Origin of the sequence: Neobacillus sp. C211, assembly GCF_051842875.1 — a bacterium.
Taxonomy (GTDB): Bacteria; Bacillota; Bacilli; order Bacillales; family Cytobacillaceae; genus Neobacillus.
In genome coordinates, this window is the sequence record NZ_CM122574.1 from 87,286 (window position 1) to 103,447 (window position 16,162).

Sequence of the window (16,162 nt, forward strand, 5' to 3'; positions counted from 1 at the left end):
ATTATCGCAAGAAAAATATAAAATGTCAATCAATTTAACAGAATATTTCCAAACGACTAATTCTTTCAACAGCTTCGGCTAATCGTTGTTCTGATGTTAATAACCCAACACGGACATATCCTTCTCCAAATTCTCCAAAGCCAATTCCCGGTGCAACCATGATATGTGCTTGTTCGAGTAAAATATTAGCAAATTCCTCAGATGTTTTGCCCTCAGGAACTTTGAGCCACGCGAAAAAGGACCCCTTTGGCGCGGTGACATTCCATCCCAATGAACGAAGCCCATCAATCAATACATTACGTCTTCGCTCATAAAGATCGTTAAGTTCCCGTACACAATCCTGAGGGCCCATTAAAGCCTCAGCCGCTGCCTCTTGTACAGCCCCAAATAAACTAACATAAAGATGGTCCTGTAAAAGTTCGATGCTTGAAATCACACTCTCATTCCCAACAGCAAAACCAACACGCCAGCCTGCCATATTAAAGGTTTTTGATAAAGTATATATCTCTATCCCAACCTCTTTAGCCCCTTCAACCTGCATAAAACTTATTGGTTTTTCACCATCGAAACCAATAGCACCATAGGCAAAATCATGAACAACACAAATATCATGATCACTAGCTAGCTTAATAGTCTCATCAAATAATTCATGAGTAGCTGTAGCTCCTGTTGGATTATTAGGATAATTGAGGAACATTAACCTTGCTTTTGATAAAACAGACTTATCCAGTTCGCAATAATCCGGTAGAAAGTTATTTTCCTCTCGTAACGGCATCGTAACCATTTCAGCTTTTGCAAGAGCAACCCCAGACCAATAATCAGGGTAACCGGGGTCAGGTACAAGGATGGTATCCCCCGGATTTAATAAGCATTGAGGAATTTCGACAAGTCCTGCTTTACCCCCAAACAAAATCGCCACTTCTTTATCCGGATCAATGCTCACTCCATATTCTCTTAAATAAAAATCAGCGGCAGCCTGTTTTAAATAACGATGTCCCTGAAAAGGAGAATATTTATGATTTAATGGATTCGCTGCTGCATCTTGAAGTTTTTTAACAATATGAGAAGGCGTTGGCTGATCAGGGTTGCCTTGCCCTAAATTAATCACATCAAACCCTTGTGAAATATATTCCCCCACTTTTTTAACAAGTGAAGCAAAAAATTGCTTTGGAAGACTAGTTAATAATTCTGATGGTGGAAATTGCTTCATTGTTCTCACCTGCTTAATTTTTTTTAAGAATCATTGTGAAATTCTAGTCACAAATGATATAACTTTTATAACGGCTTGTAAAGAAAAAATTCCGAAATTTCAAACGAGGTGAAGATTCGTGAAATTAAAAATTTCATGTCTGCAAATGGATATCGTCTTCGGTGATCCCAATAAAAACTACCAAACTGCCGAAAGACTCATTGAAAATGCACTGACTGAACAACCCGATATCATTGTCCTTCCGGAACTATGGACAACGGGATATGACTTGACCCGCCTGAATGAAATTGCAGACCCAAAAGCAGTACAAACGATTGAATTTCTGAGAAATGCAGCACAACAAAATCAGGTCCATTTCGTTGGCGGCTCAGTTGCGAACCGTGAAGAAACAGGAGTAAAAAATACTCTCCTCATCATCAATAAAGATGGCACGCTGGTGCACAAGTATAGTAAACTACATCTTTTTAAACTCATGAATGAGCATGTTTTCTTAGAGCCTGGTGCCGAGAAGGGACTTTTCCAACTTGATAATCACCAGTTTGCTGGGTCGATCTGTTATGATATCCGGTTTCCAGAGTGGATACGCGCTCACTCATCAGAAGGTGCAGAAGCACTGTTTGTTGTGGCTGAATGGCCTGCACCCAGATTGTCCCACTGGAGGGCCCTTTTAATTGCCAGAGCAATTGAAAATCAAAGTTATGTAATTGCCTGTAACCGTTCTGGAAATGACCCAAATAACCAGTTTGCTGGTCACTCGATGATTATTGACCCGTGGGGTGAGGTCATTGCTGAGGCTGGAATGAAGGAAGAAATCCTATCGGCTGAAATTGAGATGGACTTAGTCAAGGAGGTCCGTAAGCAAATTCCTATTTTCACGGATAGAAAACCAGAATTCTATAAATAATAATTTTCAAAAAATATTGACACTTTCTCTTTGTTACTGATATGATTTTTACCAGTTAAATAGATTTTCTCTTATCATGAGCTGGCTGAGGGATTTGGCCCTTTGAAGCCCAGCAACCGACCGGAAACCCATTGAAATGGGGCGCTTTTTGCGCTGGGGATCCCCCCTTTAAGGCACGGTGCTAATTCCAACAGAAGGATTATCTTTCTGAGAGATAAGAGGTGCGACAGACAATATTGTCTATCAGCCTCTTTCAGATGAGAAAGAGGCTTTTTTAGTGCCTGCGTGCATAATTAAGCCTCCCAAAAACGAGGAGGAACCATAATGAGTCTACTAAAACAAAAAACATACCAGCCTTTAACAAACGAGAGTGCAGTTGAACTGGCACTTGAATTGAAAATTTTTGACCAGCATGCAAAACTTTCCTGCAAGGAGATTGGCGATGGGAATCTCAATCTAGTCTTTCATATTGTTGATGAATTGGAAGGAAAAAGTGTTATTATCAAACAAGCTCTCCCTTATGCAAAGGTAGTTGGCGAAAGCTGGCCATTAACTTTGAAAAGAGCAAAGATTGAAGCGGATGCCTTAAAAATTTTCGGACAGATTGCTCCAGATTATGTGCCCCAAGTTTTTTTCACAGATGATGTCCTAGCTGTAACCGTAATGGAGGACCTTTCCCATCTTTCAATCGCAAGAACTGGCTTTATCAAAGGAGAAACCTATCCATTAATTTCAAAGCATCTAGGTGAATATCTTGCAAAAACATTATTTTATACTTCTGATTACGGATTAACCCCTTCCGTAAAAAAGGAATATGTACAACAGTTTATCAATCCCGAGCTTTGCAAAATAACTGAAGATTTAATCTTCACAGATCCTTTTATTGATGCAGAAACCAACGATTTCGAGGAAGGACTGCGTCCTGTCGTCGAAGAGCTTTGGCAGGATGATGAACTAAAGTTTCATGTAAATATTTTGAAGAAACGCTTTTTAACAGAGGCTGAAGTTCTCCTCCATGGTGATCTTCATACCGGAAGTGTTTTTGCCGATAATTATGAAACAAAAGTAATCGATCCCGAATTTTCTTTCTACGGACCAGCTGGATTTGATATCGGCCAAGTAATTGCAAATCTTCTCTTCCAGGTAATAGCAAATGTTGAAGAACGTGATCTTTTCCTCAATCATATTGAAACGGTATGGAGTGTATTTGAGGATCAATTTACACTATTATGGAATACGGAGAATAAAGACGATTACGCTAAATCCTCTACCTTTCTAAACTATAATTTAACTAAGTTTTTTGAGGACTCGATCGGCTTTGCCGGCTGCGAATTAATCAGAAGAACAATTGGTCTTGCTCATGTTGCTGATTTAGATGGGATCGAGGAGGATCAAACTAGAATTACTGCAAAGCAGAAAACATTAGAACTTGGTACAATCCTAATTAAACAACGAAAAGAAATAAAGAACCGTATTTCTTTCATAACGACTGTAAAAGAAGCATTATAATAGGAAAAGCAATCCGAACTTTCGGATTGCTTTTCTAGTCAAGTTTTGCCCACATTTCTTCTGGATTTAGTTCATAAATACCATTTTCACGGAACATGTAATGATTTATGATAAACTCTCTGCGAATAGTTGCATAATCATCATGGAATTGTTTTATATACTCGTTTAATTTTTTTTCTTCATACTTTTCACCTATTTTTAACCCACGTACCATGTGTTCGAACACGATTAATTTCTTCTTCCTTTGGGCAGGAATATTATTTAGCTTCCCATTTTTCATAAAGAAGTTCTCGATAATTTTTTGTCTCTCGATACTTGACTCGACCATTTCATCCAACTCCTTCCCCTTTTTTTCTAACAGCTCTGTAAACACCTTTGCCTGCTGGTTAATCAACGACTCATTTAAGTAAAAGTAAATCGTATTCTTCACTCTTCTGTCATACACCACATGGACATCTCGTAATTTCTTTAAATGGTGGGTAATCGTAGGTGCGGACAAGCCAAGCTTACCCGCTATTGCCTGCCCATGGAGTGGACCTTTTGCTAATATAGCAACGATTCTAATCCGTGTGGGATCCCCCATCGTTTTATAAAACGCAACAACACGGTCTAATTGTATCAATGCACTATCTCCTCTTCATTCTAATTTGATATACATCTAATTAGATGTATATCAAATTTATATTACCCTGTCAATAACCAACAAAAAAAACACTTCCCAATGAAGTGTTTTTTTGAATTGCTTTTTTTACAGCATAGGATTTTCATTCTTTGCTTTAAGTCTCTGCCATCTTTTCTCAACTTCTGCTTCAAATTCTTCTAGCATTGGCTTGTTTTCATCTTTAAGTAGGTGTTTTGTTTTCCCCATATATTTTAGCCAATCAGAAAGTGGAATTCGTTTGTTCTTCTCTTCTGGATTGTAAGTTATGGTTGTAAGACCTTGTTCTATTTCATATAGCGGGAAGAAGCAAGAATCTACAGCGGCTTCGATTATTTTCGCACCAAAACGGTCATCAGATTTCCAGTTAAGTGGGCATGTAATGAGAAGTTTTCCATATACTGTTCCAACATTTTGTGCGTACCATTGTGCTTTTGCACCTTTTTTAACTAAGTCCTGCGGAAAGGCTTCCGAACCGGTAAACACATAAGGAATATTGGTAGCAGCCATAATTTGCGGAGTATCCTTATGGTGGAAGGCTTTTCCTCGCTGCGCCTTTCCAACTCCCGATGTACTTGTCATATGACCCAGTGGTGTTGAGTAAGACATTTGTGAGCCTGTATTCATATAGCCCTCATTATCATATTCAAGCATAATCAGTTTATGTCCGCGAAGAGCAGTACCAATCGCTGAACCCATACCAATATCCATACCACCATCACCAGTAATCATAACAAATGTGGCGTCATCCGATACTTCAATTTCGCCACGTCGTTTTAATTCCATGAATGCTTCAACAGTACCTGAAAGCGTTGCGGCACCGTTTTGGAACAAATTGTGCATCATCGTTTGCTTATGGGAGGTGCTAGGATAAGATGTTGTTGTTACATAAGCGCATCCCGTTTGGAATAGAGTAACAATGTCTCCCTCAATCCCTTTAAAGAATAACTCGAGTCCAGCAAAAATTCCGCATCCTGGACATGCCCCGTGACCGGAGGCAATCCGTTTCGGTTTACCAGTTAAAGCACGTAACGGCGGGATTTTCACCTTTAATTTATTGGTTTCTTCATCCATTTTCACATCAATTAAACCTGTTTTATAAACATCCCCGTGCTGTGGCAAAATAACAGGCTTAAGGATTTTTTCAGGATTACCTGGAATATGACCATAGTAATCAAAGGGCTTTTCAGCATAGCCTTTTTCCTTTGCATCAAGTGCCATTTCAAAGAAAGCCTGTGCATCAGTTGCATAGAAATCCTTACCGCCGAGACCAAATACGCGGCTTAACACGATCGTCTGGTTGTCTTTGTCATCTTGAAGTGCAGATTTCACTTCATGTGTAAGGTTAGGACCATTTGCTCCGTAAGAATCCGCACGTTCCCCAACCAATAATGATTTTACATTCTTAAGGGCTTCACGAATTTCCTTTGCAGGGAATGGACGGATAATATTCGGGCTAATTACACCTGCTTTAATTCCTTTTGCACGAAGTTGATTCACTACATCTTTAGCAGATTCTGCCGCAGAGTTTAATAGGAATAATGCTACATCAGCATCTTCCATTTTATATAAATCTAGAACTGGATATTCTCTTCCAGAAAGCTTAGCATATTCCGCAGCCACTTCCTTAAATACCTCACCAGCATTGTACATTGCTTCTGATTGTTGGTAGTGATTGTTAATGAAATCGTCACCACTCATATGAGCACCAATAGTTACCGGCTTCCTCAAGTCTCTAACAAAGTTGTAATCGGTTGGACATTCACCTACAAATTGCTGTACAACACTGCGGTCCTGAAAGAATTCCACTCGACGCTTTTGGTGGGATGTGAAGAAGCCATCATAAGCAACAATAACTGGTAAGCGAACCTTTGAATGTTCGGCAATTTTAAGCGCCATAATATTCATATCATATACAGCTTGCGGTGTCTTTGCTGTTAAGATTACCCAGCCTGTATTTAATGCATAATAGAGATCCGAGTGATCGCCACGAATATCGAGCGGTCCACTGACGGCACGAGTAACAAGATTCATAACCATTGGAAAACGAGTCCCTGATTGGACAGGCATTTGTTCAAGCATATATAAGAATCCATTTGCACTGGTTGCATTGATAACACGTGCACCAGTTGCCGCAGCACCGTAGCAAATACCTGCGGAACCGTGCTCGCCATCGGCAGGAATCAGTTTAATATCATGCTCCCCGCGCGTTTTCATTTGATCCAAAAATTGAGCAACCTCTGTGGAAGGTGTAATTGGGAAATATCCCATAATATGATAATTGATTTGTGCTGCCGCCATAGCAGCCATTTCATTTCCAGATTCAAAAGTAGAAATTTGTTCTGCTACACCTTTTGTTGTTAATTTATCTTCTAAAATAGCCATTATTGGATTCCTCCTGCAATATAAGGAAAGTTTTGCTTTACGCGGTTATTATCTGCATACCCAAGCATTTCACGAAGATCACCGAGTGCGTCGGTTGGGCATGCCTCCACGCATTTCAGGCAGCCTTTACAGTATTGGTAATCAATACCTTGAAGGAACATTTGTTTTCTTCCACGCTTATCTTCTCCTTCTTCCCAAACGAAGCAAAAGTCAGGACAAACGTTGTCACATGCAGCACAGTGAATACATTTATCGTGTTGGAACTCCGGAAGGAATCCTTGGCGTGAACCACTTAAATCTTTAAAAATACTATTTGCTTGAGAAACCATGACACCACCGATTTCCTGAGTCAAGTAGCCAAGCTGAGGAAGTGGGCGTGTGAAGGCTTTTCCTTCAGCCCCTTCTGGCACTTCATATGTTTTAAATTGAACCTCATTATAACCGCGGTCAAAAGTGCGGATATTTGGTTCAACAAGATGCGGGTATTTCTTCGTAAACGTTTTCCGAATCACGTCTCTCATGGATTCAGGATCTAGAAAATCACAAATACGATATAATGCTCCTAGCATTGCCGTATTTACTTTAGTTTTTTCCTCTACGGCTATCTGGAGGGCATCAACAATCGCTAGTGTACCATAATCTAATTGTAAATCCGTTTTAACTTCATCAAAATCCCTTGCTGTATTTACTAAGACTATACTATCAGCATTCAAACCGCTAACAACATCAACCGTTCTATATAAGGCTTCATGGAAAACACCAACAATATGTGGTTGTTCAATTGGACTATGATCTCTAATTTCTACATCTGGTTCACAAAAGCGAATGAAACTCTTTACTGGAGACCCTTTTTTCTCAGAGCCGTAGGATGAAAAATTGGATCCTTTCAAGCCAAGACTTAAAACACCAGCCTCCGCTAACATTTTTCCAGCCAGGTTAGCTCCCAGCCCCCCAATTGATTCAAGACGGATTTCAAAAAATCCTAATTCATTTTTTTTCGGTAAAATAGACATAATGTCCCTCCCTAACTTCGTTCAATAAAATAACACGAAATAGACATAAAAATTTAAGGTTCCCAAAAACTATTGTAAGACAACTATTTTTAATAAGATGTGATAAAAGTCAAACATAACGATAATTATCTTGAAACACATAAAATTTTTATTGAATAAGGGTTACCATATATGACTTTAAAGAGCTTTCGCAATTATATAACAGGTGAATTTATGTTGTATAACAGATTATAAAAAAATGATCTGCATCCATTTCAGGATACAGACCATTTCATTTGTTTAAAGATCGTTAATAACAATATAGGAAGCTTTTACTGGCCCATGGACACCAACTACTAGATTCAATTCAATATCCGCAGAGTTACTTGGTCCGGTAATAAAATTGATGCATGAAGCAACATGCCCCGTTTTCTTGTGAATCTCCCTCATCTTTTGAGCAGCTTGCGTAATCCGTGGAACTAAAGTGCTTTTCGGTACAAGTGCAATATAGGTTGCTGGTAAAAAGCTAACTGTTCTTCCTTTATTCTCATCGCTAAACAAAACCACCGTGCCGGATTCTGCAAGTGTTATTTCACTTATGGTAATCCCGACATTAGCCTTTTCCGCTTTCGCGATATTTTCTTTCCCTTTGGTGTGATTCCATTCAAATACTTCCATTTTCCGGCTAGGCCATTCTTGCTTAAATAGCGGATCCAGCCCCCACTGAGAAAAGCGCTCATCTTTCCAGGTTACAATTGGGCCGCCACCATAGCCAGAAACCACTTTGTTAAGCGTAGTTGCTAAATCTTTACTGTCAGTTACATAGAGGTTTGTATGGATTTTCTTACATTGTTCTGTTAATACCTCTAACAAATCGTCCTGAGTAGCATCCTTTAACACCTCATATTGGGGCTCAAATTTCCAAGTCGGCCTTTCAACCGCAGAGGAAATTCGTGGGCGTTCAAGGCGTCCGGCAATTTGATTTAAAAATTTATCCCGATTTTGAATCGTCCCTACCATGATTATTGGCCTCCTTTTTCACGGTTTTTAAACCAATCTCTGAATCGCTCTTTATTTGGTGCCGGAAACTCACGAATATCTGTCCAAGCCTTTAATGGACCTGGCCCTTTTGATATTTTCTCTCCAACCGTAAACGGGTTCATTGCAGCTGGTGCCATTTTCGAACCAAGCTTGTATAAGAGTGGTGATGCTGCCCCTAAACCAAAAGCCTTCATCGCCAGTTTCTCGGAAATAGGTGCTTTCCCTTCTTTTTCGACAATGATTTCACGGTGTTTGTGGAGAAGGTTATGTAACGGTATTTTTACCGGACATACCTCAGTGCAAGCACCACATAGAGTTGATGCGTAAGGCAATTCTTTGAATTCGTCATATCCACCTAATAAAGGAGACAGGACCGCACCTATTGGGCCAGAATAGATCGAGCCGTAGGAGTGTCCGCCCACATGACGATACACAGGGCATACATTAATACATGCAGCACAACGGATACATTGCAACACCGACTGGAATTCCCCGCCAAGTATGTTGGATCTGCCATTATCGACAATGACGAGGTGAAATTCCTCCGGACCATCCGCATCCAATGCTTCTTTTGGTCCAGTTAACACGGTAATATAACTGGTTAATTTTTGCCCTACGGCGCTTCTCGTTAATAAACTAACAAGAACTTCCATCTCTTCAAAGGTTGGGACAAGTCTTTCCATACCCATGACGGTAATTTGTGTTTTTGGTAACGCGGTAACTAAATCAGCATTTCCTTCATTCGTCACTAAACTAAAAGAACCCGTCTCTGCCACTGCAAAGTTACATCCGGTTATACCAATATCGGCTGATAGGTATTCCTTCCTAAGCATTTCACGTGCATGCCAGGCTAATTCTTCTGGTTTTGAAGTCTTTTTATAACCAAGCTTTTCAGTAAACACGTCACGAATTTGTTCTTTATTTTTATGCAGGGCGGGCACAACAATATGAGATGGCGGATCATGATCATCAACTTGAAGAATGTATTCGCCTAGATCTGTTTCAATTACCTCACAGCCTTCTTGTTCCAGCATTGCATTTAAGCTGATTTCCTCTGTTACCATTGATTTGGATTTAACAATTTTCTTTGCTTCTTTTTTCTTAACTATTTCACGAATATAATCATTAGCTTCTTCCTTGGTCTGAGCAAAAAATACATGCCCACCCCGCTTAGCTACATTTTCACTTAATTGCTCTAAGTAATAATCTAAGTGCTCTAACACATGTTGACGAATTTCTTCCCCATGTGAGCGCCACTCTTCCCAGTTTCCTAATTCTTCTGTTGCAACACGCCTTTTAACGCCCATACCGTCCTGTGCTCCCGCAACGGCACCCCGCATGAAGTCATCATGGATCCCTTTATCAACACGTTCTTTAAATTGATCCGTGCTAATCTTCATTGACATACGACCATTCCTCCACTCAAGTAAATTTATTAAGCAAGTAAATAACTATCCACGGCTATTTAATACCTCAGCAATATGCAGCACTTTGATTGGCTTTCCTACTCGATCTATCCGTCCACCTATATTCATTAAGCATGCTGCATCAGCACCGATAAGGTATTCAGCATCGGTTTCTTCAACATGGCGAACTTTTTCATCGACCATTTGCTCTGAAATTTGTGCCATTTTAACCGAAAAAGTTCCGCCGAAACCACAGCATTGTTCCTTTCCAGGTAATTCAGTAAACTTAAGGCCTTTTACATTGCTTAAAAGAACCATAGGAGCTTTTTTAACTCCTAACAATCTCGTCATATGACAAGAGGTATGGTATGTTACACTTCCTTCAAAACGGGCACCAACATCTTCAATTTTCATGACATCTACAATAAATTGTGTAAGTTCAAATGACTTTTCCGCCAATTTTTTTGCTTTTGGTTCCCAAACAGGGTCGCCCTTAAATATATGTGGATATTCGTGGAACATTGTGATGCAAGAACCGGATGGAGATACTATGTACTCGGCATCTATAAAAGTGTCAATCATACGCTTCATTGCTTCTTTTGATTCTTTAACATAACCACTATTATATGATGGCTGTCCACAGCATACTTGGGATTCAGGAAAATCTATTTCACATCCAAGCCTTTCAAGCAATTCTACTGTTGCTTTCCCTACATTACTTTGAAACATATCTACAATACAAGTCGCAAAAAGTGTAACCTTCATGTTTGTCTTCCTCTCCTAAATATCTGATTTTCTTCAAATCATGCAGGTGAACTGGTCATCAGATGACTTGGATAAAAAATATATATTAATTAATATCTACCTTACTACAATACAAAAAAACACGCTGTAAAGAAAGTGCTTTCAAAAAAAAAATTATTATTAAAAGGTTATGATAAACTTGGCTGCTGATTTCTGCTCCAATCAACATAGTACCAAGATCAACAATTAGCTTTAACAGAGCTATTAAAAAAACATGCGTTCCTAATAAATTAGAGCCACATGTTTTTAATAAATCACTTTCGCCAGCATACTACCTAGATAAATTGGTGGATTGAAAATATTTTTGTAGTAATGCCTCAACATTTTCTAAGTGAATAAGCATAAACTTGCTTGCTTTATCTACATCTTGCTCTTTTATTGCTTCATAAATAGCAATATGTTCATTATAAAGACGTTCTACCGTTGTTTGTTTAGAAAAAAGCCATACTCGCCTAGTTTCCTTCATTGTTTCTTCCATTAATCCAGAAACATGATTCATTAAGCTAAGCAGCAGTGGGTTCTGTGCTGCATCTGCCAAAGCAAGATGAAATTGTAAATCAGCTTTCTCACCGAGTTCCTCATCACCATTTGCATGTTTCATTTCTTCCAATGCTCTCTCCATAATTATGAGCTGCTGATTGGTTCTCTTTTTAGCAGCTGCAGCTGCTGTACCTATTTCAATTATCTTACGAACCTCTAATAATTGGGCTATATCCTCTTTGTTCATTAGCATAGCTGTTGATAGTGGAAAGGTTATTTGATCTGTTTCAAACTCATTTACAAATGTACCTTCTCCTTGCTTCATTTCAATGAGGCCCATCGCTCTTAATGAGGTTAATGCTTCGCGAATGGCAGACCTCCCCACTTGAAAATTCTCCGCCAGCTGTTGTACTGAATCAAGTTTTTCACCAGGTTTTACTTGACCCGTTCGAATCATTTCATAAATAGCTTCTGCTACTTCTTCATATATCTTTTTTGGTTTAATTTTTTTATAATTCACCCATCCATCCCCTATCAACCATTTCGTAATTTGGACGCATCTTTATTATACATTTTTTTGAAAGAACTGCATCTAACATCTACGTTATCTTAAATAATAGAGGGCTTTATCATTTTTACCGTTGAAATAATAAAAAGTGATATTTTAAAAAAAAAGATTGAATTTCTTCCAATTCGTCCATATAATTCATTTTAGCACCATAAGACATCTAGTCATCAGATGACCATAACACTATTTGAAAGCGGTTACTAAAATTAAGGAGGGTAGATACCATTTATTGGGGAAAGAAAAAATCAAAAAAAGCTAATTCAGGGGGGATTAAGCTATTATGACATTTACTCAAAATATTACCGCAGTGGGGGATAATCTCGCGCTTTCCGCAGTTGTTGCACTAATTCCAATTTTATACTTCTTCTGGGCATTAGCAATTAAACGGATGAAAGGCTATCTTGCTGGATTATCAACTCTAGCCATTGCCTTAGTAATTGCAATTGTCGCCTATAAAATGCCAGCAGGGATGGCATTTATGTCCGCATCTCAAGGAGCTGTATATGGTATCCTACCAATTGGCTGGATTATCATTACTTCTGTATTCTTGTACAAACTTACTGTAAAGACAGGACAATTTGATATTATTAGAACTTCTGTTGTATCTATTACTGAGGATCGCCGTTTACAAGCACTATTGGTAGCGTTTTCCTTTGGAGCGTTCCTTGAAGGTGCAGCCGGTTTCGGAGCACCAGTCGCAATATCAGCTGCTCTTTTAGTCGGTTTAGGATTTAATCCTTTATATGCTGCTGGGCTTTGTCTAATTGCAAATACTGCTCCTGTTGCATTCGGAGCAATTGGTGCGCCAATCATTGCCATGGAAGGCCCAACTGGAGTTGCAGCTACTGAAATCTCCAAGATGGTTGGTCGCCAGTTGCCATTTCTATCTGTCTTTATCCCATTTTACTTAGTATTTATTATGGCAGGTTGGAAAAAAACGAAAGAAGTTATGCCAGCCATTCTTGTTTCAGGAGTAGCCTTTGCCCTGACACAGTTTTTTACTTCTAACTTTATGGGACCAGAACTTCCAGATATCTTATCAGCGCTAGTTTCATTATTCGCACTTGCCATCTTCTTGAAATTCTGGAAGCCAAAAACTATTTTCCGTTTTTCTTCTGAACAAGAGCTTGCTGCTACATCTACCGCAAAGAAATTAAAAACCCAAGACGTAAAACATACGGGAGGGCAAATTTTCAAGGCATGGTCCCCTTTCTTATTGTTAACAGGAATCATAACTTTATGGGGTATGCCTACTATTAAACTAGCGTTAACTGGTCATTATGAAGGTGCAAATGCAATCTTAATAGCTATTAATTCCATCGGGCACGCATTAACCTTTATTCCAAATGTACCATTAATCAATAATAAAATTATTAACAGTGCTGGTGCTCCAATTCCTGCCATTTATAAACTTGAGATTCTGGGTGCCGCAGGTACTGCAATATTAATCGCGGCATTCTTGACAAAATTCATTGTTGGCATCTCTTGGAAAAATTGGCTCGTTACATTTGGAGAAACCATTAATGAATTAAAGTATCCAGTTATTACAATTGCTGCTGTTGTTGGTTTTGCGTATGTCACGAATGCCTCTGGTATGAGCACTACTCTTGGAATGACACTTGCCAAAACAGGCTCATTACTATTTCCGTTTTTCTCACCTTTCCTTGGCTGGCTTGGAGTGTTTATTACTGGTTCTGATACTTCTGCAAACTTATTATTTGGTAACCTGCAAAAAATCACAGCAACTTCCGTCGGAATGGACCCAGTACTTGCCCTTGCAGCCAACTCTTCAGGTGGTGTAACTGGAAAAATGATTTCACCACAATCTATTGCAGTTGCCTGTGCAGCTGTAGGATTAGCAGGAAAAGAATCCGAGTTATTCCGCTTCACTATTAAACATAGCTTTTTCCTTGTCATTATTGTGGGAATTCTTACCTTCCTACAAAACGGTGTATTATCTTGGATGATACCTTAACCTTATCACACATGAAAGCTCATGCCCAATCGGCATGGGCTTTTTGATTGTTTGCTTCCTATCCTTTTGGTCTAAAATAAGTTATAATAATATATTGTTTTCATTTATGTAAAGGAGTTTTTTTATGAATGTTATTTGTTCTACCTTGAATGCTAAGTATATACATACTAACTTAGCGATTCGATATTTAAAGGCTTATGCAGCACCAGAATTCAATATACAGATCAAAGAATATACAATAAAGGACCCGGTCTTAAATATCGTAACAGATCTTTATCAACTGAATCCTGAAGTCATTGGATTTAGCTGTTATATATGGAACATCGAGGAAACCATTAAGGTTGTAAATTTGATAAAAAAAGTGGATCCATCGATAATTATTGTTCTAGGCGGCCCGGAGGTAACTTATGATACCCGCGAATGGATGGAGAAGATCCCTGAGGTTGACTTTATTGTTATGGGTGAAGGAGAACAAACCTTTAAACAGCTTCTGGCTGAAATCCAAAAAAACCGTAACTATAAAAAAGTACCTGGTGTCGCCTTCCGTGATAATCAGCAAGTTGTCATTACTCCCCAAATGAATAAGCTAGACCTTAAGGAATTACCGTCACCCTATCGCTTCCCTGAAGATATCGCTCATTTAGGCAAAAGAGTCACCTATATTGAAACTAGTCGCGGTTGTCCATTTAGCTGCCAATTTTGTTTGTCGTCTATTGAAGTGGGTGTCCGTTATTTTGATCGTGAAAAAATTAAAGACGATATACGTTATTTAATGACTCATGGAGCAAAAACCATCAAATTTGTGGATCGAACATTTAATATTAGCAGGAGCTATGCTATGGAAATGTTCCAGTTCTTAATTGATGAACATCTCCCCGGTACCGTTTTTCAGTTTGAAATCACTGCAGATATTATGCGGCCTGAAGTAATTGAATTTCTAAACCAAGAAGCACCTAAGGGACTTTTCCGCTTTGAAATCGGAGTCCAATCAACTAATGACTTTACAAATGAACTTGTGATGCGCAAACAAAATTATTCAAAACTTTGTAGAACCGTCACAATGGTGAAGGAAGGTAAAAAAATTGATCAGCATCTTGATTTAATTGCTGGTTTACCAGAAGAAGATTACGCTTCTTTTCGAAAAACGTTTAATGATGTTTTTGAGTTACGTCCTGAAGAACTGCAGTTAGGTTTTTTAAAAATGCTTCGAGGAACTGGAGTCCGACTACGTGCTGCTGAACAAAAATATGTTTATATGGATCATTCTCCATATGAAATATTAAGTAATAACGTACTCTCATTTAATGATATCGTTAGAATCAAGCAAGTTGAGGATGTTTTGGAAAAGTATTGGAATGATCACCGGATGGATGAAACAGTTGAATTCTTAATAACAAATGTTTTTCCATCCCCTTTTGATTTCTTCCAACAGTTTGGTTCCTACTGGGAAAAACAAGGCTGGTCCAGAATTGGTCATCAGCTTGAGGATTTATTTCGCAGACTTCATGCGTTTTTGGTCCACCAAAAGGTTAATGACCTAGATGTGATAATAGGCCTGATGAAATATGATTATCTAAAGAACCATAAATATAAACCGAGAAAACCTTGGTGGGAAGCTAGCTTTGATAAGGAAAAGAGAACACAAATTTACAAACAAATTTCTGAACACCCTTCGATGTTAGGACCATCGTTTATTGATCTAGGCCTTGATGAAAAGGACTTATATAAACATACCATGTTGGAAGAAATATCCTTCGATTTAGCATTGTATCAAACAACTGGTAAGATTAATAAACAGCCTTCCTGTGTATTAGCTTATTTTGACCCCATAAAGGGCCGTACACTAATATTTTCATTTATTGAGAACTAACTAAAGCCGGCATTGCCGGCTTATTTCTTTTTATTGTTTTTCTTCTCTTTTTGTGAAACCTGGAGAATATCATATAATTTTGTGCCGTTAACATCGCCAAATTCAATGCTGAATTCTTCAGTCGGAATACGGGGTGGAGTTTTACGGCGGCTTTTCATTAGCTTCTTCCCTTTTTTCCTAATTTTGAATTTCGATTTTGAAACCTTATAGCATTGTTATTATCGGTAAATTCCGCAGAAAATTCACTTTCCTGAACATTTTTATGTGGTGTTTTTGTATATTTTTCTACTGCATCAAATTCTGCTTTGCGTTTAGCCATGGAATAATCCTCCCTTAAAAATTAATCTTACTACCATAGTT

At 38.6% G+C, this 16,162-nt stretch carries 14 protein-coding genes and 1 riboswitch; of the genes, 4 read left to right on the forward strand and 10 right to left on the reverse strand.

The window, feature by feature from the left end:
• Positions 1-34: 34 nt before the first annotated feature.
• A complete protein-coding gene (locus tag ACSU6B_RS00500) occupies positions 35-1,210 on the reverse strand; it encodes a pyridoxal phosphate-dependent aminotransferase (RefSeq protein ID WP_410881900.1) in 1,176 nt (391 codons plus the stop codon).
• Positions 1,211-1,328: 118 nt separating this feature from the next.
• On the opposite strand from ACSU6B_RS00500, the gene ACSU6B_RS00505 reads away from it, so the two are divergent.
• Positions 1,329-2,114 carry a carbon-nitrogen family hydrolase gene (locus ACSU6B_RS00505; RefSeq protein ID WP_410881902.1) on the forward strand — a complete coding sequence of 262 codons (786 nt, stop codon included), beginning with the start codon at positions 1,329-1,331 and terminating at the stop codon, positions 2,112-2,114.
• Positions 2,115-2,182: 68 nt separating this feature from the next.
• A riboswitch (SAM riboswitch) is annotated at positions 2,183-2,335 on the forward strand.
• A 103-nt stretch (positions 2,336-2,438) separates the two neighbouring features.
• Complete coding sequence (gene mtnK / locus ACSU6B_RS00510) at positions 2,439-3,623, forward strand: S-methyl-5-thioribose kinase (RefSeq protein WP_410881904.1); 1,185 nt, start codon at positions 2,439-2,441, stop codon at positions 3,621-3,623.
• Positions 3,624-3,657: 34 nt separating this feature from the next.
• Here mtnK and ACSU6B_RS00515 read toward each other — a convergent pair whose 3' ends face one another.
• From ACSU6B_RS00515 to ACSU6B_RS00545, 7 genes are all read right to left on the reverse strand, one after another.
• Entirely contained in the window at positions 3,658-4,242 is a 585-nt protein-coding gene (locus tag ACSU6B_RS00515) for a metalloregulator ArsR/SmtB family transcription factor (RefSeq protein WP_410882249.1), read from the reverse strand.
• A 129-nt stretch (positions 4,243-4,371) separates the two neighbouring features.
• On the reverse strand, positions 4,372-6,666 hold the full coding sequence (locus tag ACSU6B_RS00520) for a thiamine pyrophosphate-dependent enzyme (protein ID WP_410881906.1): 2,295 nt from the start codon (positions 6,664-6,666) through the stop codon (positions 4,372-4,374).
• Entirely contained in the window at positions 6,666-7,679 is a 1,014-nt protein-coding gene (locus ACSU6B_RS00525) for a 2-oxoacid:acceptor oxidoreductase family protein (RefSeq protein WP_410881908.1), read from the reverse strand. The genes ACSU6B_RS00520 and ACSU6B_RS00525 overlap by 1 nt, the downstream gene beginning before the upstream one ends.
• 279 nt (positions 7,680-7,958) lie before the next feature.
• Positions 7,959-8,678, reverse strand: coding sequence for a LutC/YkgG family protein (locus ACSU6B_RS00530; RefSeq protein WP_410881910.1), 720 nt, complete (start codon positions 8,676-8,678; stop codon positions 7,959-7,961).
• Between the two features lie 2 nt (positions 8,679-8,680).
• Complete coding sequence (locus ACSU6B_RS00535; protein WP_410881912.1) at positions 8,681-10,105, reverse strand: LutB/LldF family L-lactate oxidation iron-sulfur protein; 1,425 nt, start codon at positions 10,103-10,105, stop codon at positions 8,681-8,683.
• Positions 10,106-10,150: 45 nt separating this feature from the next.
• On the reverse strand, positions 10,151-10,870 hold the full coding sequence (locus ACSU6B_RS00540) for a (Fe-S)-binding protein (RefSeq protein WP_410881914.1): 720 nt from the start codon (positions 10,868-10,870) through the stop codon (positions 10,151-10,153).
• A gap of 310 nt (positions 10,871-11,180) precedes the next feature.
• Positions 11,181-11,909, reverse strand: a complete 729-nt coding sequence (locus tag ACSU6B_RS00545; RefSeq protein WP_168242605.1) for a FadR/GntR family transcriptional regulator — start codon at positions 11,907-11,909, stop codon at positions 11,181-11,183.
• Positions 11,910-12,237: 328 nt separating this feature from the next.
• Between ACSU6B_RS00545 and ACSU6B_RS00550 the strand changes: the two genes are divergently transcribed.
• Both ACSU6B_RS00550 and ACSU6B_RS00555 read left to right on the forward strand, forming a co-directional pair.
• Positions 12,238-13,932, forward strand: a complete 1,695-nt coding sequence (locus ACSU6B_RS00550; RefSeq protein WP_410881916.1) for an L-lactate permease — start codon at positions 12,238-12,240, stop codon at positions 13,930-13,932.
• 124 nt (positions 13,933-14,056) lie between these two features.
• On the forward strand, positions 14,057-15,802 hold the full coding sequence (locus tag ACSU6B_RS00555) for a B12-binding domain-containing radical SAM protein (protein WP_410881918.1): 1,746 nt from the start codon (positions 14,057-14,059) through the stop codon (positions 15,800-15,802).
• 20 nt (positions 15,803-15,822) lie between these two features.
• On the opposite strand, the gene ACSU6B_RS00560 is transcribed toward ACSU6B_RS00555, so the two are convergent.
• Both ACSU6B_RS00560 and ACSU6B_RS00565 read right to left on the reverse strand, forming a co-directional pair.
• Positions 15,823-15,960, reverse strand: a complete 138-nt coding sequence (locus tag ACSU6B_RS00560; RefSeq protein ID WP_168242602.1) for a hypothetical protein — start codon at positions 15,958-15,960, stop codon at positions 15,823-15,825.
• Complete coding sequence (locus ACSU6B_RS00565; RefSeq protein WP_166257651.1) at positions 15,960-16,121, reverse strand: hypothetical protein; 162 nt, start codon at positions 16,119-16,121, stop codon at positions 15,960-15,962. The genes ACSU6B_RS00560 and ACSU6B_RS00565 overlap by 1 nt, the downstream gene beginning before the upstream one ends.
• Between the last annotated feature and the right edge of the window lie 41 nt (positions 16,122-16,162).

Bases quoted from the DNA above. Each gene is read 5' to 3' on its own strand.
- ACSU6B_RS00525 (WP_410881908.1), bottom strand. From the start codon at position 7,679: ATGTCTATTTTACCGAAAAAAAATGAATTAGGATTTTTTGAAATCCGT.
- ACSU6B_RS00500 (WP_410881900.1), bottom strand. From the start codon at position 1,210: ATGAAGCAATTTCCACCATCAGAATTATTAACTAGTCTTCCAAAGCAA.
- ACSU6B_RS00540 (WP_410881914.1), bottom strand. From the start codon at position 10,870: ATGAAGGTTACACTTTTTGCGACTTGTATTGTAGATATGTTTCAAAGT.
- ACSU6B_RS00550 (WP_410881916.1), top strand. From the start codon at position 12,238: ATGACATTTACTCAAAATATTACCGCAGTGGGGGATAATCTCGCGCTT.
- mtnK (WP_410881904.1), top strand. From the start codon at position 2,439: ATGAGTCTACTAAAACAAAAAACATACCAGCCTTTAACAAACGAGAGT.
- ACSU6B_RS00530 (WP_410881910.1), bottom strand. From the start codon at position 8,678: ATGGTAGGGACGATTCAAAATCGGGATAAATTTTTAAATCAAATTGCC.
- ACSU6B_RS00565 (WP_166257651.1), bottom strand. From the start codon at position 16,121: ATGGCTAAACGCAAAGCAGAATTTGATGCAGTAGAAAAATATACAAAA.
- ACSU6B_RS00520 (WP_410881906.1), bottom strand. From the start codon at position 6,666: ATGGCTATTTTAGAAGATAAATTAACAACAAAAGGTGTAGCAGAACAA.
- ACSU6B_RS00555 (WP_410881918.1), top strand. From the start codon at position 14,057: ATGAATGTTATTTGTTCTACCTTGAATGCTAAGTATATACATACTAAC.
- ACSU6B_RS00535 (WP_410881912.1), bottom strand. From the start codon at position 10,105: ATGTCAATGAAGATTAGCACGGATCAATTTAAAGAACGTGTTGATAAA.
- ACSU6B_RS00560 (WP_168242602.1), bottom strand. From the start codon at position 15,960: ATGAAAAGCCGCCGTAAAACTCCACCCCGTATTCCGACTGAAGAATTC.